General features: G+C 60.0%; 19 protein-coding genes. 9 read left to right on the top strand and 10 right to left on the bottom strand.

The annotated features are described in order from the left end of the window. Nucleotides 1-187: 187 nt before the first annotated feature. Nucleotides 188-1,228 (bottom strand): D-xylose ABC transporter substrate-binding protein, encoded by a 1,041-nt coding sequence (gene xylF, locus FHT92_RS14115; protein WP_183825997.1) that lies wholly within the window; start codon nt 1,226-1,228, stop codon nt 188-190. A 226-nt stretch (nt 1,229-1,454) separates the two neighbouring features. On the opposite strand from xylF, the gene FHT92_RS14110 reads away from it, so the two are divergent. After that, nucleotides 1,455-2,678 carry an ROK family transcriptional regulator gene (locus tag FHT92_RS14110; RefSeq protein ID WP_183825994.1) on the top strand — a complete coding sequence of 408 codons (1,224 nt, stop codon included), beginning with the start codon at nt 1,455-1,457 and terminating at the stop codon, nt 2,676-2,678. A gap of 366 nt (nt 2,679-3,044) precedes the next feature. On the opposite strand, the gene iolG is transcribed toward FHT92_RS14110, so the two are convergent. After that, on the bottom strand, nt 3,045-4,037 hold the full coding sequence (gene iolG, locus FHT92_RS14105) for an inositol 2-dehydrogenase (protein WP_183825991.1): 993 nt from the start codon (nt 4,035-4,037) through the stop codon (nt 3,045-3,047). A gap of 175 nt (nt 4,038-4,212) precedes the next feature. Here iolG and FHT92_RS14100 point away from each other — a divergent pair, with 175 nt between their 5' ends. Beyond that, nucleotides 4,213-4,485 carry a hypothetical protein gene (locus FHT92_RS14100; RefSeq protein ID WP_183741372.1) on the top strand — a complete coding sequence of 91 codons (273 nt, stop codon included), beginning with the start codon at nt 4,213-4,215 and terminating at the stop codon, nt 4,483-4,485. An 84-nt stretch (nt 4,486-4,569) separates the two neighbouring features. Here FHT92_RS14100 and FHT92_RS14095 read toward each other — a convergent pair whose 3' ends face one another. Together FHT92_RS14095 and FHT92_RS14090 are read right to left on the bottom strand one after the other, a co-directional pair. Beyond that, entirely contained in the window at nt 4,570-5,034 is a 465-nt protein-coding gene (locus tag FHT92_RS14095) for a hypothetical protein (protein ID WP_183825989.1), read from the bottom strand. Nucleotides 5,035-5,103: 69 nt separating this feature from the next. After that, nucleotides 5,104-6,114, bottom strand: a complete 1,011-nt coding sequence (locus FHT92_RS14090) for a LysR family transcriptional regulator (RefSeq protein ID WP_183825986.1) — start codon at nt 6,112-6,114, stop codon at nt 5,104-5,106. A gap of 271 nt (nt 6,115-6,385) precedes the next feature. Here FHT92_RS14090 and chvE point away from each other — a divergent pair, with 271 nt between their 5' ends. The 6 genes from chvE (at nt 6,386) to araD (ending at nt 14,705) form a co-directional block, all read left to right on the top strand. Further along, nucleotides 6,386-7,450 (top strand): multiple monosaccharide ABC transporter substrate-binding protein, encoded by a 1,065-nt coding sequence (chvE, locus tag FHT92_RS14085; protein WP_183741367.1) that lies wholly within the window; start codon nt 6,386-6,388, stop codon nt 7,448-7,450. A gap of 96 nt (nt 7,451-7,546) precedes the next feature. Next, complete coding sequence (mmsA, locus tag FHT92_RS14080) at nt 7,547-9,085, top strand: multiple monosaccharide ABC transporter ATP-binding protein (protein ID WP_183741365.1); 1,539 nt, start codon at nt 7,547-7,549, stop codon at nt 9,083-9,085. After that, complete coding sequence (mmsB, locus tag FHT92_RS14075; RefSeq protein WP_183741363.1) at nt 9,082-10,293, top strand: multiple monosaccharide ABC transporter permease; 1,212 nt, start codon at nt 9,082-9,084, stop codon at nt 10,291-10,293. Before mmsA ends, mmsB begins: the two co-directional genes overlap by 4 nt. 106 nt (nt 10,294-10,399) lie before the next feature. Next, nucleotides 10,400-11,395 (top strand): AraD1 family protein, encoded by a 996-nt coding sequence (gene araD1, locus FHT92_RS14070; protein ID WP_183741862.1) that lies wholly within the window; start codon nt 10,400-10,402, stop codon nt 11,393-11,395. Nucleotides 11,396-11,469: 74 nt separating this feature from the next. Further along, nucleotides 11,470-12,903: an aldehyde dehydrogenase family protein gene (locus FHT92_RS14065; RefSeq protein ID WP_183825983.1), complete on the top strand. Its 1,434-nt coding sequence runs from the start codon at nt 11,470-11,472 to the stop codon at nt 12,901-12,903. A 62-nt stretch (nt 12,904-12,965) separates the two neighbouring features. Next, nucleotides 12,966-14,705: an L-arabinonate dehydratase gene (gene araD, locus FHT92_RS14060; protein WP_183825980.1), complete on the top strand. Its 1,740-nt coding sequence runs from the start codon at nt 12,966-12,968 to the stop codon at nt 14,703-14,705. 80 nt (nt 14,706-14,785) lie between these two features. Here araD and FHT92_RS14055 read toward each other — a convergent pair whose 3' ends face one another. The 3 genes from FHT92_RS14055 to FHT92_RS14045 form a co-directional block, all read right to left on the bottom strand. Further along, nucleotides 14,786-16,552, bottom strand: a complete 1,767-nt coding sequence (locus FHT92_RS14055; RefSeq protein WP_409527155.1) for a peptidoglycan D,D-transpeptidase FtsI family protein — start codon at nt 16,550-16,552, stop codon at nt 14,786-14,788. A gap of 326 nt (nt 16,553-16,878) precedes the next feature. Further along, nucleotides 16,879-17,364: an NUDIX domain-containing protein gene (locus tag FHT92_RS14050; protein WP_183826294.1), complete on the bottom strand. Its 486-nt coding sequence runs from the start codon at nt 17,362-17,364 to the stop codon at nt 16,879-16,881. A 31-nt stretch (nt 17,365-17,395) separates the two neighbouring features. Continuing rightward, nucleotides 17,396-17,599 (bottom strand): hypothetical protein, encoded by a 204-nt coding sequence (locus FHT92_RS14045; protein WP_183741355.1) that lies wholly within the window; start codon nt 17,597-17,599, stop codon nt 17,396-17,398. Nucleotides 17,600-18,001: 402 nt separating this feature from the next. Here FHT92_RS14045 and FHT92_RS14040 point away from each other — a divergent pair, with 402 nt between their 5' ends. Further along, the gene (locus tag FHT92_RS14040) at nt 18,002-18,241 is read left to right on the top strand and encodes a hypothetical protein (RefSeq protein ID WP_183825974.1); all 240 of its coding nucleotides are present in this window, start codon (nt 18,002-18,004) and stop codon (nt 18,239-18,241) included. Between the two features lie 62 nt (nt 18,242-18,303). Here the strand turns inward: FHT92_RS14040 and FHT92_RS14035 are convergent, their stop codons facing one another. Genes FHT92_RS14035 through FHT92_RS14025 form a run of 3 tightly spaced genes read right to left on the bottom strand, consistent with a single transcriptional unit; the run spans nt 18,304 to nt 21,491 of the window. After that, the gene (locus FHT92_RS14035; RefSeq protein ID WP_183741353.1) at nt 18,304-19,128 is read right to left on the bottom strand and encodes a transglutaminase family protein; all 825 of its coding nucleotides are present in this window, start codon (nt 19,126-19,128) and stop codon (nt 18,304-18,306) included. A 12-nt stretch (nt 19,129-19,140) separates the two neighbouring features. Next, complete coding sequence (locus FHT92_RS14030) at nt 19,141-20,082, bottom strand: alpha-E domain-containing protein (protein ID WP_183825971.1); 942 nt, start codon at nt 20,080-20,082, stop codon at nt 19,141-19,143. Then, nucleotides 20,082-21,491 carry a circularly permuted type 2 ATP-grasp protein gene (locus FHT92_RS14025; protein ID WP_183741349.1) on the bottom strand — a complete coding sequence of 470 codons (1,410 nt, stop codon included), beginning with the start codon at nt 21,489-21,491 and terminating at the stop codon, nt 20,082-20,084. Before FHT92_RS14025 ends, FHT92_RS14030 begins: the two co-directional genes overlap by 1 nt. Between the last annotated feature and the right edge of the window lie 198 nt (nt 21,492-21,689).

The raw sequence follows: 21,689 nt of genomic DNA, 5'->3' as shown, positions 1-21,689 counted from the left end.
TGTTCTTGTTGTGACCACCGGGACGCTTCCGAAAATAGCCGATCACAACGGCACTATTCTGGCAGGGAATCAAAGCATCCGCGATGTGCGCGAGAACGGAGAAGCGCCACCGAGCGGGCTTCATCCGCATCCGGCGCCGCAGCGGAAGGCCGCTGCGGCGCCGGTATTTCAGATCGTCAGGCGAGGATCAGTCGCAAGCCTTGACGGAGCCGGCCTTGACGCCCTGGCAGGCTTCAGCCTTGGAGATCCAGCCGGCGTCGATGACGACGTTCAGGTTGTCCTTGGTGATGGCGAGCGGGGTCAGGAAGATCGACTGCATCTTCACCTTCTTCGGGCCGCCTTCGAAGGTCTGCACGCCGGCAACCTTGTCGAGGGAGGTGCCGCCGGCGAGATCGAGAGCGACTTCGGCAGCGCGCTTGCCGAGTTCACGGCTGTCCTTCCAGACGGAAACCGTCTGCGTGCCGAGAGCGATGCGGTTCAGCGCAGCCTTGTCGGCGTCCTGGCCGGAAACCGGAACGGAGCCGGCCATGCCCTGGGCGTCGAGAGCGGCGACGGCGCCGCCGGCCGTGCCGTCGTTGGAAGCGACGACTGCGTCAACCTTGTTGTTGTTGGCGGTCAGGAACTGCTCCATGTTGCGCTGAGCGTTCTGCGGCAGCCAGCCGTCGGTATAGGCTTCGCCGACATTCTTGATCTTGCCGGCGTCGATGGCAGCCTTCAGAACTTCCATCTGGCCTGCGAACAGGAAGTCGGCGTTCGGGTCGGAAGACGAGCCCTTGATGAAGACGTAGTTGCCTTCCGGCTTGACCTTGAAGACGCCCTGCGCCTGCAGGCGGCCGACTTCCTTGTTGTCGAAGGTGATGTAGAAGGCAGCCGGGTTTTCGATCAGGCGGTCGTAACCAACGACCGGGATGCCTTCGCTGGCGGCCTTTTCAACGGCCGGGCCGATCGCGTCGGAGTCCTGGGCGAGGATGATGAGTGCGTTTGCGCCCTGCGAAATCAGCGATTCGACGTCGGTGAGCTGCTTTGCAGCCGACGACTGGGCGTCGGCGGAAATGTACTTTGCGCCCTTGGCTTCGAGAGCCTTCTTGATGGCGGCTTCGTCCGTCTTCCAGCGCTCTTCCTGGAAGTTCGACCAGGAAACGCCGACGACGAGGTCGGCAGCCATGGCCGCCGAGTGCACGGAAACGAGGATGGCAGCACCGGCCATCAGCTTGTAAAGAGACTTCATAATGTCCTCCCGAGTGAAATGCAGCCGGCCCAGCATCAGCCTCCTCCGGCCATCGCGAAAGCCTGTCCAGAAAGGTTCGGATTTTTTTCTCGACAGTCGAGAAATTTACTGTCAGAGATTTTTTCAACTGTCAACACCGCACTACCGGCTTAATTCCTTTGACTGGAAGGGGCCGGAGATGCTGTGGCAATGAGGGGCGGAACGAACCGGGGAGAGGCGGCTATCCATGCTGACCAAGTCGAGCACGGAGCTCGTACGGCAGAGAAACAGTGTGCTCGTGCTCGCCACTCTGCGCCGACACGGGCCGCTTGCCCACACTGAGATATCCGATCACACGCGGCTTTCGTCTGCGACCGTTTCTGCGATCACGGCCGATCTCGAAAAGGCTGAGATCATCGAAAAATCCGAGCAGCAGGCTGCGAGCGGCCGCGGCCGGCCGCGCGTGCTTTTTCGCCAGCGCCGGGACTGCGGCTATCTCATCGTCGTCATCATCTCCTCGGATGCGGTTCAATATTCGCTGGTCGATTACTCGGGCAAGCTGATCGACCGTTTCAGCGAGGAAAGATCGCACGATCCCGATGGCGCCGCCCGCTTCGTGAACGGGGTGCGGGAAGGGCTGAGCCGCGTCCTGGCGCGCTCGCGCATCAGCCAGGAGAAGGTGCTGCTCATCTCGATCAGCAGCAAGGGGCTGGTCAATTCCTCCGAGCCTGTCCTCGTCTGGTCGCCGATCTTCGGCAGCGACCAGATCGATTTCGAACTGGCGCTCAAGCCGGACTGGAAGGCGAAGGTCATTCTCGACAACGAGACGCTGCTGGTCGCCGCCGCCCTCGGCGCGCGCGAGGAGAATGTGAAGGGCGGCGATTTCCGCTCTCTGGCGGCGCTTTCGCTCGGCCACAGCATCGGGCTTGGAATCATCCGACCGACGAGCCATGGCGGGCATGAAGTCTCGGCGCCCAATTTCGGGCACATGCTGCACATGGCCAATGGCGGTCTCTGCCGCTGCGGCACCCGCGGCTGTATCGAGGCCTATGCCGGTTTCTATGCCATCCTGCGCACCGCCTTCGAAGTGCCGCTCGATACGATCCCGGCAAAGTTCGTGCCAGTGGCCGAGCTCGACAAGATCGCAGCAAGGGCGCGGCAGGGCCACCGCATCTCGGGCTTCGCCTTCCGCCAGGCGGGGCTGGCGCTCGGCAACGGCCTGTCGCGCATGCTGAGCCTGACCGAGCGCATGCCGATCGCGATCACCGGGCCGGGCACGCGCTATTACGATCTGCTGCGGCAGGGGATCGAGGAGGGGCTCGGCCAATCCCATATGGTGCGCATGGAGGGCATGCCGGAACTCAGGGTCGTCGCCGATGAGCAGAACCTCGTTTTCGAGGGACATCTGAACCGGGCGCTGGCTGTGATCGATGAGGATATTGTCGTGAGCGGTGTGCAGGGCGGGGATTAGTGGCTCCCCCCTTCTACCCAGCGGGGAGAAGGTGCCCGAAGGGCGGATGAGGGGGCTGCAGCCGCCGACAGATATTTCTTTAAGTATCTGTTATAATAATGTTTTATGCCAAAATGCGCGCTGCTAGGTTGGGCCGCCGGCCTTTATGCTCGCGGCCCCCTCATCCGACCCTTCGGGCCACCGGCCAGGGTCGAGCCGCAGGTCTCGACCCGTCCTTCGGACCCCCGATGGGGCGAAGGGGACAGGCACCGTGGCAATCCCCCTTTTCCTTGTGGGGAGGGGTCTTTGGGTCAAACGCTTCAAACGAGAAATGGCCGGGCGGGTGCCCGGCCATTTCTCATGATGGCGACCGTCGGGAGAGGGCGGTCAGCCGATCCTGATGAGCTTGCCTTCCTTGACGGACTGGACGGCGGCATCTGCCAGCGCAAGAGCGGCCAGGCCATCGGCGCCGGAAGGGGAGATCTTCGAGCTCTTTTCGATCGCCGAGATGAAGCTTGCGATCTCGTTGGCATAGGCTTCGGTGTAGCGGGTCATGAAGAAATCGTGCAGCGGCGGGCGGGTATAGCCTTCGCCGTTGGCGACTTCGATCGAGACCGGGCGCTGGTTTTCAGCCGAGACGACGCCCTTGGAGCCGTGCGCTTCGATGCGCTGGTCGTAGCCATAGGTGGCGCGGCGCGAGTTGGAGATGATCGCCTGCTTGCCGGAGGCCGTCTGCAGGATCACCGAAACGCTATCGTAATCGCCGGCTTCGCCGATCGCCTTGTCGACGAGGACAGCAGCGGTTGCCACGACCGAGACCGGCTCTTCGCCGAGCAGGAAGCGAGCCATGTCGAAATCGTGGATCGTCATGTCGCGGAAGATGCCGCCCGAACGCTTGATATAATCGACCGGCGGGGCACCGGGATCGCGCGAGGTGATCGTCACCATTTCTACGTCGCCGATCTTGCCGTCGTCGATGACCTTGCGCACGGCCATGAAATGCGGGTCGAAGCGGCGGTTGAAGCCGACCATCAGCTTGGCGCCGGTTTCTTCCACGACCTTGATGCAGGCTTTTACACGCGCAACATCCAAGTCGATCGGCTTTTCGCAGAAGATCGCCTTGCCGGCGCGGGCGAAGCGCTCGATCAGATCTGCATGGGTATCGGTCGGCGTGCAGATGACGACGGCGTCGATATCCTTGGCGGCCTCGATCGCTTCGATGGTGCGGACTTCGCAGCCATAGGCGGAGGCGATCGCGTCGGCCGCCTGCGGGAAGGCGTCGGCGACGGCCACGAGCTTTGCATTGGCATCGCCGCTCACGGCCTTCGCATGGACCTTGCCGATGCGGCCTGCGCCGAGAAGACCAAATCTCACTGTCATAACTGCCTCCCTATATTCGGAACAAATAAACCGAATTGATATAAGTTTAGAATTTTCATTCCATTTTCCAGTCGCCGCGTCAAGCCCGCGGGCCTTTCACATTTGCGAAATCCATCCTAAAGACAAGCGAGGTCATCACAACAGTGAGACCGATCATCGAGACAACGAGACCGAGATGCAGCTTATCGATCCCAACCATCCAACCTATCGGCATCTCTGGGTCCGTATTGCCATCGTCGCGGTCTGCCTCGGATGGGCGATCTTCGAATTCATCGGCGGCGATCCCTTCTGGGGCGTGCTTGCAGGCGCCGTCGGCGTCTATTCCTTCTATATGCTGATCTGGACCTTCGACCCGAAGCCGCCGGAAGCGGCGGCTCCCGTCGTCGTCGATGACGATGAAGAGGGCGAGGAAAAGGCCGATATGGAAGAAGAGAAGAAGCCCGATTAATCGAAGCGTCTCTTCGCCGCGCTTCGATTCCTTGCTTTGCGCATGCCGTCCTCACAAACACCATGCGCTTTTGCGCGACATGCTTTATCGCGGCAGCCGCCGCATCGCCTCGTCGATCAGCAGATTGGCGATCGTCATGCGCTTGTTTGCGTTGTCGCGGAAGGGCTGGGCGACGCCATCGGGGTGATTGGCCTTGGCGAAGGCCCGCCGCTTCTCGCTCAGCGTCTGTAGCGTATCGGCGGATGAAATCGACAGTTCGGCGGCAATCTCTTCCGGCGCCACCCGCGCCAGGTGTTCGGGCATGACCGGTTCCGGCTCGGGTGCTGCCGGAAGAGCCTCCTTACCCGCAGGTTCGGGAGCGAGATTGTCGAAATAGGCTTCGCCCACCCGCTGCGACGTAGCCGACACGCCCTCCATCACGTCGAAGGCGAGGCCGGTCGAGAAGCCGGGGACGCGATGGGCGGCCGGCTCTTCCGCTTCGCCGGCGGCTTCGTCTTCCGCCTTGAGCCGTTCAAGAACGGATTGGAATATGGATTCTGCGAACAGCATGCGCCTTCCTTTGCGAGCGGCGCATTAAACGGCGCCAAGTTGGCGTCGGGCTGGATTTCGATACCGGATTTAGACCGCGGCCTGTCGGACGCTCTCTGCCAGAATGAGGTCGTAGAGCAGTCGCGCGCTCGGCGGCAGGGCACGTTCGCGGACGGTGATCAGGCTGTAGGGCTTGACGTTGATCTCGAAATCGATCGGCAGGATGCGCACTTCGGATGCTTTCGAACTCTGCGAGGCGAGAAACTGGGCGACATCGACGGCGACGGGGGCGATCGCATCCGTCTCGCAGATGATCGCGCAGGTGAGCAGCAGCGAGGAGGTGTTGACGATGTTTCCCGGAAGCGGAACGGCGCGCGACAGGAAGATATCCTCGATCGTGCGGCGCAGCAGCGTGCCGGGCGGCTGGAACACCCAGTCATAGTCCTTGATCTCCGACAGGCTGCTCGGGCTCCTCTTCTTCAGGAGGGGATGACGGCTGCGCACGATCAGGCAGGCTTTCTCGACGCCGATCTCGCGCACCTGGAAGGGGCGCGGGTTCAGGTCGTCAGGAATGCGGCTGATGATGAAGTCGTGGCGGGCGGCGAGAAGTTCGCGCGCCAGCACGTTGCTGGTCTCGACCTGGATGTTGACCTCGATGCCGGGAAAGGTCTTGCGCACCGCGTTGATGGCGGGAACGACGAGGCTCATGGCGGGTGCGGTGACCGCGCCGATGAAGACCGAGCCGCCCTTGCCGCTCTTCAATTCGCCGATCTCGCGGCTCGCCTCACGAAGCTCCAGAAGGATCTTGCGCGCACGCCTGGCGAGCGCCTCGCCGAAGGTGGTGAGCACCACACCGCGGGCCACCCGCTCATAGAGCGGCGTCTTCATGATCGATTCCATATCCGACAGCATTCGCGACGCTGCGGGCTGGGATATGTTCAGCACTTCAGCCGCGGCCGAAATTTGCCCGCTATCTTCGATTGCGACGATCATCCGCAGGTGATTCAGCTTAAGTCCCGCTCGCAACAGGCCGTCATCGCCAAAATTGTCGCTGTTGATGTCGACATGTTCCAATGAAAATGGCTCCGGGATGATCGTCATGGTTGCAGCCTCCCCACTGCGCTCCATCAAAAGTAATACTTTTTAACGATATACCAAAATTGTTATGCACATTACCAGTTATTCTATTTGACAGTTATAGGAATCCATACCAGTTTGCCGCCGTGTGCTGGTTGGCACTCAACACGTGTGAGATCGTGGAGGAGACCTACTTCGTTTCTCACCATCTGAAGTAACTATCCAATACGGAACCTGCCACAGTTTCGGGGCGGGCGATTTTTCGTCCGCTGCTTTATTAACAAGGGAGAGAGAAATGAAATCCATTATCTCATTGATGGCAGCGGCTGCCTTCGGCGTCGCTTCGTTCGTTGTGCCGGCTATGGCAGCGGACAAGGGCACTGTCGGTATCGCAATGCCGACGAAGGCTTCGGCCCGCTGGATCGACGACGGCAACAACATCGTCAAGCAGCTTCAGGCCGCCGGTTACCAGACCGACCTGCAGTATGCAGACGACGACATTCCGAACCAGCTTTCGCAGATCGAAAACATGGTCACGAAGGGCGCCAAGGTTCTCGTCATCGCTTCGATCGACGGCACGACCCTTTCGGACGTTCTCCAGAAGGCCCACGACGCAGGCATCAAGGTCATCGCTTATGACCGCCTGATCCGTGACTCGGCCAATGTCGACTACTACGCCACCTTCGACAACTTCCAGGTCGGCGTTCTGCAGGCAAACTCCATCGTCGACGGCCTCGGCCTCAAGGATGGCAAGGGTCCGTTCAATATCGAACTCTTCGGCGGTTCGCCTGACGACAACAACGCCTTCTTCTTCTATGATGGCGCAATGTCCGTCCTGCAGCCCTACATCGACTCGGGCAAGCTCGTCGTGAAGTCCGGCCAGACCGGCATGGACAAGGTCGGCACGCTGCGCTGGGATCCGGCAACGGCCCAGGCCCGCATGGACAACCTGCTCTCGGCCAACTACACCGACGCCAAGGTCGATGCCGTCCTGTCTCCCTATGACGGTCTCTCGATCGGCATCATCTCGTCGCTGAAGGGCGTCGGTTACGGCACGGCTGCTCAGCCGCTGCCGATCGTCACCGGTCAGGACGCAGAAATCCCGTCGGTCAAGTCGATCATCGCTGGCGAACAGCACTCGACGATCTTCAAGGACACCCGCGAACTCGCCAAGGTCACTGTTGCCATGGTCGATGCCGTCATGTCCGGCAAGGAACCCGAGGTCAACGACACGAAGACCTACGACAACGGCGTCAAGGTCGTTCCGTCCTATCTGCTGAAGCCGGTTGCCGTCGACAAGACCAACTACAAGCAGATCCTCGTCGACAGCGGTTACTACACCGAAGACAAGCTGAAGTAAGTTGAACAGGAGGCCGGAGCCCGCGCTTGCGGGTTCCGGCCTTCAATTTTATGATCGCCCGGTCGTTTTGTGGCTGCAGGCGCTGGAAATTTGACTATGGACAACACCATCCTCGAAATGCGGAGCATCACCAAGACGTTCCCGGGCGTCAAGGCTCTGGAGAACGTGAACCTCAGGGTTCGCAAGGGTGAGATTCACGCGTTGGTAGGCGAAAACGGGGCCGGAAAATCGACCCTGATGAAAGTGCTATCAGGCGTCTACCCGACCGGGAGCTATGAAGGCGACATCGTCTATGAAGGCGAGACGCGCCACTTCAAGGTTCTGAAGGATTCCGAAGAAATCGGTATCGTCATCATCCACCAGGAGCTTGCGCTCGTGCCCCTGCTGTCGATCGGGGAAAACATCTTCCTCGGCAACGAAAACGCCAAGAACGGCGTCATCAGCTGGGACGAAACCTTCAACCGCACGAAGCAACTGCTCAAGAAGGTGGGCCTGCAGGAATCTCCGAACACGCTCGTCACCGACATCGGCGTCGGCAAGCAGCAGCTCGTCGAGATCGCCAAGGCGTTGTCGAAGAGCGTCAAGCTGCTCATCCTCGACGAGCCCACCGCCTCGCTCAACGAAAGAGATTCCGACGCTCTGCTGACCCTCTTGATGGAGTTCCGCAAGCAGGGCATCACCTCGATCATCATTTCCCACAAGCTGAACGAGATCCGCAAGGTCGCGGACCAGATCACGGTCCTGCGCGACGGCATGACCGTCAAGACGCTCGACTGTCACAAGGACGAGATCAGCGAAGACATCATCATCAAGAACATGGTGGGCCGCGATCTCGAAGACCGCTATCCGCCGCGTTCGGTGCCGATCGGCGAGACGATCTTCGAAGTCAAGAACTGGAATGCCTTCCACCAGCAGCACCGTGACCGCCAGGTCCTGCACGACATCAACCTGAATGTCCGCAAGGGCGAGGTTGTCGGCATCGCCGGGCTGATGGGCGCCGGCCGCACCGAATTCGCCATGAGCGTCTTCGGCAAGACCTACGGTCACAAGATCAGCGGCGACGTTTTCGTCGGCGGCAAGAAGGTCGATACGTCAACCGTGCGCAAGGCGATCGACGCCGGTCTCGCCTATGTGACGGAAGACCGCAAACATCTCGGCCTCGTGCTGGGCGAGACGATCGTTCACAACACGACGCTCGCCAATCTGCAGGCGGTGTCGAATGCCTCCGTCATCGACAGCGTCAAGGAATCACGGGTCGCGACCGACTATCGCTCGAAGCTGCGCATCCGTTCCTCCAGCATCTTTCAGGAAGCCGTCAATCTTTCCGGCGGGAACCAGCAGAAGGTGGTTCTGTCGAAATGGCTGTTTTCCGATCCTGATGTTCTGATCCTGGATGAGCCGACGCGCGGCATCGACGTTGGCGCAAAATACGAAATCTATACTATCATCAACCAGCTTGCCGCCGATGGAAAGGGCGTTCTGATGATATCATCGGAAATGCCCGAACTGCTTGGCACTTGTGACCGCATCTACGTGATGAACGAAGGACGCCTCGTCGCTGAACTGCCGAAGGGAGAAGCAAGCCAGGAAACCATCATGCGCGCTATCATGCGCTCAGGGGAGAAGAAACAATGACGCCGATCAATCAACCCATCGCCGAGCAGGGGCGTGTCGTCTCCATCGGAGACTACGTTCGCGGCAATATCCGCGAATATGGCATGTTCATCGCGCTCATCGCGATCATGGTATTCTTCCAGTTCTCGACCGGCGGTGTTCTCTTCAAACCGCTCAACCTGACGAACATCATTCTGCAGAACTCGTTCATCGTCATCATGGCGCTCGGTATGCTGCTGGTGATTGTCGCCGGTCATATCGATCTTTCGGTCGGATCCGTCGTCGGCTTCATCGGCGCCATCGCCGGCGTGATGACGGTGCAGTGGCACACCAATTATGTGCTGGCAGGTATCGTCTGTCTTGCTCTTGGCGCGCTTGTCGGCGGCATCCAGGGATATTTCGTCGCCTATCACAAGATCCCGTCCTTTATCGTTACGCTCGCCGGCATGCTGGTCTTCCGCGGCCTGACGCTGTTCGTGATGACGGCATCGGGAACCGGCACGAGCATCGGTCCTTTCCCGCCGGCTTTCCAGCTGATCAGTATCGGTTTCCTGCCGAACCTTTTCGATATGGGCGGCATCAATTCCACCTCGATCATCCTGACCGTCGTCGGCGCCGTAGCCCTCTTCTACCTGGCATGGCGCAAGCGCCTGTCGAATGAGAAGCATGGCAACGATGTCGAGCCGCTCGGCTTCTTCCTCGCCCAGAACGCGATCGTCACCATCGCCATCCTGGCGCTCGGCTATCAGCTGTCGATCTATCGCGGCTTCCCGAACGTCCTCGTCGTGATGCTGTTCCTGGTCGCCGCCTATGCGTTCATTACGCGCCGCACGACGATCGGCCGCCGCATCTATGCGATGGGCGGCAATGAGAAGGCGACGAAGCTTTCCGGTATCAACACCGAAAGACTGACGTTCCTGACCTTTGCAAATATGGGTCTGCTTGCCGGTCTGGCCGGTCTGATCGTTGCGCTGCGTCTCAACTCGGCAACGGCCAAGGGCGGCTTCGGTCTCGAGCTTGACGTGATCGCAGCCTGCTTCATCGGCGGCGCGTCCGCGCAGGGCGGCGTCGGCAAAGTGACCGGCGCTGTCATTGGCGCTCTGATCATGGGCATCATGAACAACGGCATGTCGATCCACGGCCTTGGCACCGACTCCCAGCAGATGGTCAAGGGTGCGGTGCTGCTCGCCGCCGTGTTCTTCGACGTCTACAACAAGAACAAGGGCTGAGTTCAGGCTCGACCCCAGTATCGCAGTCACATGAAAATTGAATTCCGGCTCCGGATGGAGCCGGAGCGGCGAAGCTTTGCCATCGCCAAACGAAAGGATGAAGACCGTGCTTATCTCGCAGATCAAGGGCGCAAGCGGAGAGATCATCGTCGCCGTGCGCGAACCGGGTGCTGCCGCCAAGGCAGTCAAAGGCGCTGAAAGCGTCTATGCTCTGGCGATGGAAGCCGCAAATGGCGGCAAGTCCCTCGTCTCCGTTATCGAGGCTCATGGATACGGCGAAACCGTCGATCTGGAAAAGGCGTATGCGGATGGCCGCTTCCTGCCGCCGATCACGCATCCGGATGCAGCACACCTGCATCTGACCGGTACGGGCCTGACGCATCTGGGATCAGCTGCAACGCGCGATTCCATGCACAAGAAGACATCAGAGGCGGCAGAGGAAACACTGACCGACTCCATGAAAATGTTCAAAATGGGCCTCGAAGGCGGCAAGCCCGCTGCCGGCCAGAAGGGCGTGCAGCCCGAATGGTTCTACAAGGGCAACGGCTATGGTGCTGCTGCTCCGGGCGCGCCGCTCGTTTCGCCGTCTTTCGCGCTCGACGGCGGCGAGGAGCCGGAAATGGCCGGCATCTACGTCATCGCCAAGGACGGCACGCCGTTCCGCATCGGCTTTGCCCTGTCGAACGAGTTTTCCGACCACGTCACCGAGCGGATCAACTATCTTTTCCTCGCCCATTCCAAGCTGCGCCCGGCAAGCTTCGGCCCTGAAATCCGCATCGGCGCAGCGCCCGAGGATATCCGCGGCACGTCGCGCATCAAGCGCGGCGACAAGGTGATCTTCGAGAAGCCGTTCCTGTCCGGCGAGGCGAACATGTCCCACACTTTCGCCAATCTCGAATACCACCATTTCAAGTATGGCCTGTTCCGCGTGCCCGGCGACGTTCACGTCCACATGTTCGGTACGGCGACGCTTTCCTTTGCCGATGGCATCAAGGCGGAAGAGGGCGATGTCTTTGAAATCGAGGTCGCCGATTTCGGCCTGGCGCTGCGCAACCCGCTGAAGGTTGCTGCCGAAGAAGAGATCGCCGTCAAGCAGCTCTGATTTCAACTGTGATCTCAAGGGGCCGGCCGCCAGGAAAGCCGCCGGCCATTTGTCATAGAGGAGGCTCCAAGGCCATGACCGTCCATCAGAATCTCATCGCCGGCGAATGGACCGGCGCAAATGGCGTCGAGAACATCAACCCGTCCGATACGAACGAGGTCGTCGGCCTCTATGCTCAGGCGAGCGTCGACGATACCAAGGCGGCGATCGCTGCCGCCAAGGCTGCCTTTCCGGCCTGGTCGCGTTCCGGCATCTGGGAACGGCATGTCATCCTGAAGAAGGCCGGCGACGAAATCATGGCGCGCAAGGACGAGCTTGGCGCTCTGCTTGCGCGTGAAGAAGGCAAGACGCTGCCTGAGGCGATCGGCGAAACGATCCGCGCTTCGCAGATATTCGAATTCTTCGCCGGCGAGGCGCTGCGCCTGGCGGGCGAAGTCATTCCGTCCGTGCGCCCGAATATCGGGGTCGAGATCACCCGCGAGGGGCTCGGCGTCATCGGCATCATCACGCCCTGGAATTTTCCGATCGCCATTCCCGCCTGGAAGATCGCGCCAGCGCTTTGCTACGGCAACACGGTCGTCTTCAAACCGGCCGAGCTGGTGCCTGCCTGTTCCTGGGCGATCGTCGATATCCTGCATCGCGCCGGCTTGCCGAAGGGCGTGCTGAACCTCGTCATGGGCAAGGGCTCGATCGTCGGCCAGACGATGCTCGACAGCCCGGATGTTGCCGGCATCACCTTTACCGGCTCCACCGGTACGGGAAAACGCGTCGCCGCCGCCTCCGTCGAGCATAACCGCAAGTTCCAGCTCGAAATGGGCGGCAAGAACCCGATGGTCGTGCTTGATGACGCCGATCTCAATGTCGCCGTCGAGGCAGCCGCCAATTCCGGCTTCTTCTCCACCGGCCAGCGCTGCACGGCATCGTCGCGGCTGATCGTCACCGAGGGCATCCACGACAAGTTCGTCGCCGCGCTCACGGAAAAGCTGAAGACGCTCGTCGTCGACAACGCTCTGAAGGCAGGCACCCATATCGGCCCTGTTGTCGACGAGCGGCAGCTGAAGACCGACACTGACTATATCGAGATCGGCAAGAAGGAGGGCGCCAAGCTCGCCTTCGGCGGTGAGGTGATCTCCCGCGACACGCCCGGTTTCTATCTGCAGCCGACACTGTTTACCGAGGCGACCAATCAGATGCGCATCTCGCGCGAAGAGATCTTCGGACCTGTCGTTTCCGTCATCCGGGTCAAGGATTACGACGAGGCGCTGGCAACGGCCAACGACACGCCGTTCGGCCTGTCCTCGGGCATTGCCACGACCAGCCTGAAACACGCGACGCATTTCAAGCGCAACTCCGAGGCCGGCATGGTGATGGTCAACCTGCCCACCGCCGGCGTCGATTTCCACGTTCCTTTCGGCGGCCGCAAGGGCTCGTCCTACGGCCCGCGCGAGCAGGGCAAGTACGCCGCCGAATTCTACACAACCGTCAAGACGGCCTACACGCTGGCCTGAGACGAAGCGCGATAGCCCTGATCGTACGAGGCGATCAGGGGATATCCTGAAGGACAGAGATTATGAAGAAGAAAGCAGAATGGCCGCGTAAGCTGAGGTCGCAGGAATGGTACGGCGGCACGAGCCGTGACGTGATCTACCACCGCGGCTGGCTCAAGAACCAGGGATATCCGCACGACCTGTTCGACGGCCGCCCGGTTATCGGCATCCTCAACACGTGGTCGGACATGACGCCGTGCAACGGCCACCTGCGCGAGCTCGCCGAGAAGGTGAAGGCCGGTGTCTGGGAGGCCGGCGGCTTCCCGCTCGAAGTGCCTGTTTTCTCGGCATCCGAGAACACCTTCCGCCCGACCGCGATGATGTACCGCAACCTTGCCGCTCTCGCGGTCGAAGAAGCGATACGCGGCCAGCCGATGGACGGCTGTGTGCTGCTCGTCGGCTGCGACAAGACCACGCCGTCGCTCTTGATGGGTGCTGCCTCCACCGACCTGCCGTCGATCGTCGTCACCGGCGGTCCGATGCTGAACGGTTATTTCCGCGGCGAGCGCGTCGGCTCCGGCACGCATCTGTGGAAATTCTCCGAAATGGTGAAGGCCGGCGAGATGACGCAGGCCGAGTTCCTCGAGGCGGAAGCTTCGATGAGCCGTTCGTCCGGCACCTGCAACACGATGGGTACCGCCTCCACCATGGCGTCGATGGCTGAAGCGCTCGGCATGGCGCTGTCAGGCAACGCAGCAATCCCGGGCGTCGATTCCCGCCGCAAGGTCATGGCGCAGCTGACCGGCCGCCGCATCGTGCAGATGGTCAAGGACGACCTGAAGCCTTCCGAGATCCTGACGAAGCAGGCTTTCGAAAACGCCATCCGCACCAATGCGGCGATCGGCGGTTCGACCAATGCCGTCATCCACCTGCTGGCAATTGCCGGCCGCGTCGGCATCGATCTGACGCTCGACGACTGGGACCGTTGCGGCCGTGACGTTCCGACGATCGTCAACCTGATGCCGTCGGGCAAGTACCTGATGGAAGAGTTCTTCTATGCCGGCGGCCTCCCCGTCGTGCTGAAGCGCCTCGGCGAGGCCGGCCTCTTGCACAAGGATGCGCTGACGGTGTCGGGCGAAACCGTCTGGGACGAAGTCAAGGATGTCGTCAACTGGAACGAGGACGTCATCCTGCCGGCTGAAAAGGCGCTGACGCAATCGGGCGGCATCGTCGTGGTGCGCGGCAACCTCGCTCCGAAGGGCGCAGTCTTGAAGCCATCGGCTGCTTCGCCGCATCTGATGGTGCACCGGGGCAGGGCAGTCGTGTTCGAGGATATCGACGACTACAAGGCCAAGATCAACGATGACAGCCTCGACATCGACGAAAACTGCGTCATGGTCATGAAGAACTGTGGGCCGAAGGGCTATCCGGGCATGGCCGAGGTCGGCAACATGGGTCTGCCGCCGAAGGTGCTCAAGAAGGGCATCACCGACATGGTGCGCATTTCCGACGCCCGCATGTCCGGCACCGCCTACGGCACAGTCGTACTCCACACCTCGCCGGAAGCCGCTGTCGGCGGCCCGCTCGCGGTCGTCAGGAACGGCGACATGATCGAGCTCGACGTGCCGAACCGCCGCCTGCATCTCGACATTTCCGAAGAGGAACTGGCGAAGCGTCTGGCCGAATGGCAGCCGAACCACGACCTGCCGACCTCGGGCTATGCCTTCCTGCATCAGCAGCATGTCGAAGGGGCCGATACCGGCGCCGACCTTGACTTCCTCAAGGGATGCCGCGGCAGTGCTGTCGGCAAGGACAGCCACTGATCCGGTCTCTTCTGGACTGAACATTGAAAAGGCGGGGCGAGAGCTCCGCCTTTTCAGTTCGTCGAGAGCTCCGCGGTGTATCAGTAGTTGACCAGCAATTCCTGGCTGTCTTCACTGCCAAACCGAGGCATGACGCCAAGCAAGGCGGCCGTCCGAGCGATGATTTCCTTCGTCATCGGGGCGGCGGTGGAAGCCGCTGTTCGCCCTCCGTGAACGCCGGTCTTTGGAGCATCAATTATGGTCAGAACGACGAATTTCGGCTTGTCCATCGGGAAGCCCGCCACGAAAGCGTTGAAGTTGATGTCGCTGGCATATCGGCCGTTGATCACCTTATCCGCCGTCCCGGTTTTGCCGCCGACGTTGAAGCCCTCTACCTGTGCGGCACGACCGGAACCCTTTAGTCCGTTCCAGGTGTAGAGGTATCGCATATCAGCGCTCGTTTTTTCTTTGATGACGGCGCGTGAAATGCTGGCTGCCTGGTCTTTCGAGCGCGGGAGAAAGGTCGGGTTGATCAGGCTTCCGCCATTGATCAGAGCTGCGGCCGCGGCAGCAGTTTGCAGCGGGGTGGTGGCGACCCCATGACCGAAGGAGATGGTGACGGAATTGATCTTCTTCCATGTCTTGGGTTGCGTGGGCATCGCAACTCCCGGCATTTCCGTCTCCATTTTCGAAAGAAGCCCAAGCCTCGTCAGGAATTCCCGATGACCTTCGATGCCGACCTTATCGGCAACCGCAGCAGTGCCGATATTCGATGAATACTGAAACACTTCAGGGATCGTGAGCGGCCGATTCTTGCCCTTGAAGTCTCTGATCGTAAATCCGCCCATGTGGATGGGCCGTGACGCATCGACAACCGAGTTCAACGTTATTTTCTCGGCATCCAAACCCATCGCCAGGGTGAAGCTCTTGAAGGTGGAGCCCATTTCAAAGGTGGCATTGCTGATCCGATTGAACCAGCCTTTTTCATATTCCTTGTCCACAGTGCCGTCAGGAAGCGTGCGGGAAGGCTGGTTCGGATCGTAATCGGGAACCGAGGCCATGGCGATAACCTCGCCGGTTTCCACATCAAGGATCACAGCGCCGGCTGCCTCGGCTTGATAGTCCTTCATCGCGCGTGCGGCGACTTCACGAACAATATGCTGAACACGAACGTCAATCGACAAACGGACAGGCTCAAGCCGCGTATCATTCGTCAATCCTGCAGCTCTCAGATCGGCATATCCTTGCTGATCGATATACCGCTCCATGCCGGCAAGGCCGAGATTGTCGATGTTTACATGACCGACGATATGGGAGGCGCTGACGCCGCCGGGGTAGAAGCGCCGCTTCTCCGGACGAAATCCTATTCCAGGCAAGCCGAGGGCGAGTATATCGGACTGCTGTCGAGGCGTGAGTTGTCGCCGCAACCACTGGAATGCGGAGCCTGACCGAAGCTTTTTATAGGTTTCGCCCCAATCGAGATCGTGAAGGACCGTGGCGAGCTTTTCCACCACCTCATCGGCATCGACAATGCGCCGGGGCTCGGCATAGAGCGACACGGTGTTGATATCTGTCGCCAGCAGTTCCCCATTCCGATCCAGGATATCCGGGCGGGAGGCTACGGCGTTGTCACCGAAATGGATCGAGCCGGCGACGATAGGCTCTGCCGTTCCGTATTGAACGAGGCGCGCGCCAATTGCCAGATACATGACCGCAAACCCGGCGATCAAAATGGTCAACCTCTGCCGCGCGTCTCGCTTGCGACGCTCGGCAGCCCCGATGAAGGCTGCCGCGTTCGCGCCGGTCTTGCCTTGCAAGATGAAATGTGCGCGGCTCTTAAGCCGGACCACAAAAGCGATCATTCCGATCAACGCCCATTCAAATGCCAGTGAACTCACGGTCCGGGACCGCCGGATTGGAAACCTGCACTTGAATAATCCAAGAACCAAGCGGAGCCTTGGTAGAGTGCCTCACGCGGTTGAATCTGCCTTAATATACATTTAAAATTGCAGAAGGCCGCTTTGCGTTTCGTTAACTAATCGCCCGCTTGGTCGGCTCTGGCTTTGGCCCTGCATCTGGCCGCCGTTTTCGACCTTGACGATGAGCGACAGCTTCTCGGCCGGCGCGCGGATACGCAAGCCTGAAACGGGTATCGCATCGATCAGCCTGCGGGAGAATGGCCAGGGTGACAGGCTTACGGCGCCTGCGCGTCCCTCTTTCCCTTTTTCTTCAAAAAATCCTGCAGGATCGGTCTTTGCCCCTTGTGCATTTTGAATTCTGCCTCCTCGGCGCAAAACCAAGCTGCACGATCGACTTCGGGAAAAACCTCCGTCTTTCCCGAGTGGGGCGGCCATTCCATTTTAAAGGTTGAACCGAGCTCGGTTCTGGGCTCGAAGCCTCTCTCGGCTTCCTTCAGCCAGACGATGACAAGTTTTCCCCCAGGCTGCTTGTATTCGCCAAGCCGCTCAAAGGGGCCGGAAACATTGACCCCAAGTTCCTCAAAAGTCTCCCGGCGGGCAGCGGCAAGTTCATCTTCGCCCTCTTCGACAAGACCCTTTGGTATCGACCACGCGGCCTCGTCCTTTCCCTTCCAGAACGGTCCGCCGGGATGGACGAGCAGCACTTCCACCGCAACATCGACAAAACGGTAGATAAGGAGCCCTGCGCTTCGAACAGCCATCGTGGATTCCTGACGTTGACCAGGGAAGGCTCTAAACAGCTGAGGGCGAAATGCGGTCGGAAGGTGCCGCCACAAGTTCTGCCATCATTTCCTTAGCCCGGACGATGGCCGCCTCGTCTGCGCTGCCGGGTTCCGCCGACATTCGAACAGTAATCAGATCGTTCCCTTCGCCACGGAATTCCACAGTGATCGTTCCGGCCGTGGTTCGTGCAACGTTCGTATTTTCCAGACGCATCGCGACCTCCTTTGAATAAGCGTATCATTTTCGTGCGAAAATGGACATTGACGAACCTGTCTGAAAGTGGCGGAGGCGAACGCGATAAACCTTAATTCTATGTCCGGATGGTCCGAATGGGAATGGTCTGGCGTCAAGCCATCGCGAATGTCGTCTGGAAGGACCAAGAGTGCTACCAAGCGACTTCGTCTCACCCGGTCCAGCGATGCGTGAAGAGGCATCAGCGATAAATGCGCTCGCCTCGGGAGGCGCAACACCTTGCGTGGTCGCCTGTTCACCAGTCGTGCCTTCGCCGCAGCGGCAAGCTGTATCCCAGAGTATAGGTGGCTCCACCCCTGCGTATGATTCTCAGCGCGACCTCACCGCAGCTAATCTCTCGTCGGACAACCAATGGAGAGTTCGATGAGAACGAAGTCCGAAGTATCCGAGATGCCGATTTTCCCGCTCTTTGCGATCGGCACAACCATGCTCGCAATCATCCTGTATCTGGTCGCTTCCCAGGCGCTATTGCCTAAGCCACGTGGAAACCGCGTCTACATACCGTCGGCCTACGGCGTCTCGGATGTTCTACCTTCGGCGCATGACACAGTCGCGTCATCCGAGTTCGCCTTCGAAAAGCCGAGATACACCTTGTCACGGTAAAGGAACGCCGTGCTTAGGAGCTGCGAGCCCGTGCGCCTCATCGACCGGCAAACCCGTCCGCTTCAGCTCTGGCTTTGGCTCTGAATCTGGCCGCCGTTTTCGACCTTGACGGTGACCGAGAGCTTTTCGCCGGGCGTGCCGATGCGCATGCCTGAAACGGGCGCAGCGTCACGGTAGCAGAGGCCGGAGGCCGTGCGGACATAGCGGTCATCGGGGCAGATCTTGTTAGCGGGATCGAAGCCGACCCAGCCGAGGCTTGGAATATGCGCCTCGGCCCAGGCATGTGTGGCAGCCTGCTCGACCTTTTCTTCCATCATCAGGTAGCCGGAGACATAGCGCGCCGGAACATCCAGGGCACGTGCGGCTGCAACGAAAATATGGGCATGGTCCTGACAGACGCCGGTCTTCTTCTCCAGCGCCTGTTCGGCCGATGTCTCTGTGCTGCTGGTGCCGGGCTTATACTCCACCGCCTCGTGGATTGCCGCCATCAGAGCATGCATGCGGGCGAGTTCGTTCTCGCCGGTCACGCCCTTGATCAGCTCCTTGACCAGCTTGCCGCTCTTGGTCAGCGGCGTCTCGCGCAGGAAGAGCCAGAGCGGGCAGAACCCGGTATGGGGACCGGTCACGCCGTTGCGGTCTTCCGTTTCGACTTCGCCTTCGGCGACGATGCGGGTCACCTGCTGCTCGCCTTCCAGCGAGACGAGGTTCACATGATTGCCGAACTGGTCGTCGTATTCGACTTCGGGCTTGGCGCCTTCGACGTGCAGCGACCAGTTGATCACGCTCTGGCCAACGGTCGTCGGCGGCGTCAGGCGCAGCCGCTGCAGGGAAAACTGCGCCGGTTCGTCGTAGCGGTATTCGGTGAGGTGGCTGATCTTCAGTCTCATGATCTGACCCGCTTAAGCATAGAACCGGTAGCCATCGGAGATCTCATTGCCGAGCTTGTTGTTGTGCGCGACGAAATCCTCGAGGAACTCATGGAGGCCCTGATCCATGACATCCTTGATCTTCAGGGTCTGCAGTGTGGTGCGGATGGCATCCGCCGTATCGTGCGCCGGCAGCCGCTCGCCATAGTCCTTGGCGATATAGCCAAGATTGCTGACGATCTTCTCGTAGGAATAGGCAAGTGAGCGCGGCATCTGCCCGTTCAGGATCAGGAAGTCGGCGATGTTCATGGCGCGGTATTCGCCGTCATAAGCCCAGCTATAGGAGCGGTGGGCAGAAACCGAACGCAGGATCGACTCCCACTGAACGTTGTCGACCGATGAACCGACCTGCGAGATCGATGGCAGCAGCACGTAATATTTCACGTCGAGGATGCGGCTCGTATTGTCGGCGCGCTCGATGAAGGTGCCGATGCGGGCGAAATTATAAAGTTCGTTGCGCAGCATCGAACCATGGAAGGCGCCGCGGATGAGGCCGGCGCGATGCTTGATGACATCGATGACTTCAGGCAGTTCCGCCGCCTTCAGCTTTTTCGACAGCAGCTCCTTGAGATCGATCCAGCATTCGTTGGTCGCTTCCCAGGTCTCACGCGTCAGCGCGGTGCGCACCATGCGGGCGTTGTTGCGGCCGAAATCGATGCAGGACATGACGCTCGACGCATTGGAACGATCGCGTAGCATGTAGTCGATGACATCAGGGCCGGTCAGCTTCGAATGGCTCTCGTCGTAAAGTTCGCGCACGCCGGCGCTCTGCAGAACGCCATCCCAATTGTCATCACCGGCGTCGCTGCGCGTCAGTGACATGCGCAGGCCGGCATCGACAAGACGTGCGATATTTTCGGCGCGCTCGATATACCGGAACATCCAGTAGAGCCCGTTTGCAGTTCTTCCGAGCATCAGTCCTCCAATACCCAGGTGTCTTTGGTGCCACCGCCCTGGCTGGAATTGACGACCAGCGAGCCTTGCTTCAGCGCCACGCGGGTGAGCCCGCCCGGAATGATCTGCACCTTGTCGGAGACCAGCACGTAAGGGCGCAGATCGACATGGCGGGGGGCGATGCCCTTGTTGACGAGGATCGGAACGGTGGAGAGCGACAGCGTCGGCTGAGCAATGTAGTTGCTGGGCTTGGCTTTCAGCTTGTCGGCGAAATCGGCGCGTTCCTTCTTGGACGCGGTCGGGCCGACGAGCATGCCGTAGCCGCCGGAGCCATGCACCTCCTTGACGACCAGTTCTTCCAGGTGCTCAAGCACATATTTCAGGCTGCCGGCTTCCGAGCAGCGCCAGGTCGGCACGTTCTCGAGGATCGGCTTGCGGCCGGTATAGAACTCGACGATCTCGGGCATATAGGAATAGATCGCCTTGTCATCGGAAATGCCGGTGCCGGGCGCATTGGCGATGGTGATATTGCCGGAGCGGTAGACATCCATGATGCCGGGAATGCCGAGGGCCGATTCCGGGCGGAAGGTGAGGGGATCGAGGAAGTCGTCGTCGACGCGGCGGTAGAGCACGTCAATCGCCTCGTAACCGCGCGTCGTGCGCATCTTCACCTTGCCGTCGATGACGCGCAGATCCGAGCCTTCGACCAGCTCGACGCCCATCGTGTCGGCGAGGAAGGAATGTTCGTAATAGGCGGAATTGTAAATGCCGGGGGTCAAAACGGCGACGCGCGGCTTGCCCTTGCAGCCGGGAGGGGCGAGCGAGGCGAGGCTCTGGCGCAGGAGATAGGGATAGTCCTCGACGCGCTGCACCTTGTTCTCGTGGAAGAGTTCCGGGAACATCTGCATCATGGTTTCCCGGTTTTCCAGCATGTAGCTGACGCCGGAGGGTGTGCGGGCATTATCCTCCAGCACATAGAACTGGTCTTCGCCGGTTCGTACGATATCGGTGCCGACGATATGCGTGTAGACGCCGCCGGGCGGCCGGAAGCCGATCATCTCGGGCAGGAAGGCAACATTCTTCTCGATCAGTTCGCGCGGGATGCGGCCGGCGCGGATAATTTCCTGCTTGTGGTAGATATCGTCGAGGAAGGCATTCAGCGCGATCACCCGCTGCTCGATGCCCTGGGCAAGCTTGCGCCATTCGCGGGCGGAGATGATGCGTGGGATGATATCGAAGGGGATGAGTTTTTCGGAACTGTCGGCGTGGCCGTAAACCGCGAAGGTGATGCCGGTTTTGCGGAAGATGTTTTCAGCGTCGCGGGACTTTGAAATCAGGTGCGCCCGGTCTTGGCTGTTGTACCACTCAAAGTATTTTTCATATGGCGCTCGGGGACTTTCGTCTCCGGTGATCATTTCATCAAATGCCAAAGGTGTGGCTCCCCTTTTTTGTTCATTTGAATACAACGCAAAAGGCAATGCAAGAACCATGCACAGTTCGCATGGAAGATTCATAAAATCTTCTGCAATGCAAAAGACGGGTCAAAAACTGGGCATTTATCGGGATGGGGCGGGAGGCCGCCCTGCGTCAATTCGCTGTCGGCGCACAAAAGATGAGCAGGTGATTAT

The organism is Rhizobium sp. BK377 (genome assembly GCF_014193935.1).
Lineage (GTDB): Bacteria > Pseudomonadota > Alphaproteobacteria > Rhizobiales > Rhizobiaceae > Rhizobium.
The sequence above is the reverse complement of the archived record's forward strand: the minus strand, read 5'-3'. Positions and strand labels throughout refer to the sequence as shown.

Coding starts and splice junctions, on each gene's coding strand:
- xylF (WP_183825997.1), bottom strand. CDS start 1,228: ATGAAGTCTCTTTACAAGCTGATGGCCGGTGCTGCCATCCTCGTTTCC.
- FHT92_RS14110 (WP_183825994.1), top strand. CDS start 1,455: ATGCTGACCAAGTCGAGCACGGAGCTCGTACGGCAGAGAAACAGTGTG.
- iolG (WP_183825991.1), bottom strand. CDS start 4,037: ATGACAGTGAGATTTGGTCTTCTCGGCGCAGGCCGCATCGGCAAGGTC.
- FHT92_RS14100 (WP_183741372.1), top strand. CDS start 4,213: ATGCAGCTTATCGATCCCAACCATCCAACCTATCGGCATCTCTGGGTC.
- FHT92_RS14095 (WP_183825989.1), bottom strand. CDS start 5,034: ATGCTGTTCGCAGAATCCATATTCCAATCCGTTCTTGAACGGCTCAAG.
- FHT92_RS14090 (WP_183825986.1), bottom strand. CDS start 6,114: ATGACGATCATCCCGGAGCCATTTTCATTGGAACATGTCGACATCAAC.
- chvE (WP_183741367.1), top strand. CDS start 6,386: ATGAAATCCATTATCTCATTGATGGCAGCGGCTGCCTTCGGCGTCGCT.
- mmsA (WP_183741365.1), top strand. CDS start 7,547: ATGGACAACACCATCCTCGAAATGCGGAGCATCACCAAGACGTTCCCG.
- mmsB (WP_183741363.1), top strand. CDS start 9,082: ATGACGCCGATCAATCAACCCATCGCCGAGCAGGGGCGTGTCGTCTCC.
- FHT92_RS14065 (WP_183825983.1), top strand. CDS start 11,470: ATGACCGTCCATCAGAATCTCATCGCCGGCGAATGGACCGGCGCAAAT.
- araD (WP_183825980.1), top strand. CDS start 12,966: ATGAAGAAGAAAGCAGAATGGCCGCGTAAGCTGAGGTCGCAGGAATGG.
- FHT92_RS14050 (WP_183826294.1), bottom strand. CDS start 17,364: ATGGCTGTTCGAAGCGCAGGGCTCCTTATCTACCGTTTTGTCGATGTT.
- FHT92_RS14045 (WP_183741355.1), bottom strand. CDS start 17,599: ATGCGTCTGGAAAATACGAACGTTGCACGAACCACGGCCGGAACGATC.
- FHT92_RS14040 (WP_183825974.1), top strand. CDS start 18,002: ATGAGAACGAAGTCCGAAGTATCCGAGATGCCGATTTTCCCGCTCTTT.
- FHT92_RS14035 (WP_183741353.1), bottom strand. CDS start 19,128: ATGAGACTGAAGATCAGCCACCTCACCGAATACCGCTACGACGAACCG.
- FHT92_RS14030 (WP_183825971.1), bottom strand. CDS start 20,082: ATGCTCGGAAGAACTGCAAACGGGCTCTACTGGATGTTCCGGTATATC.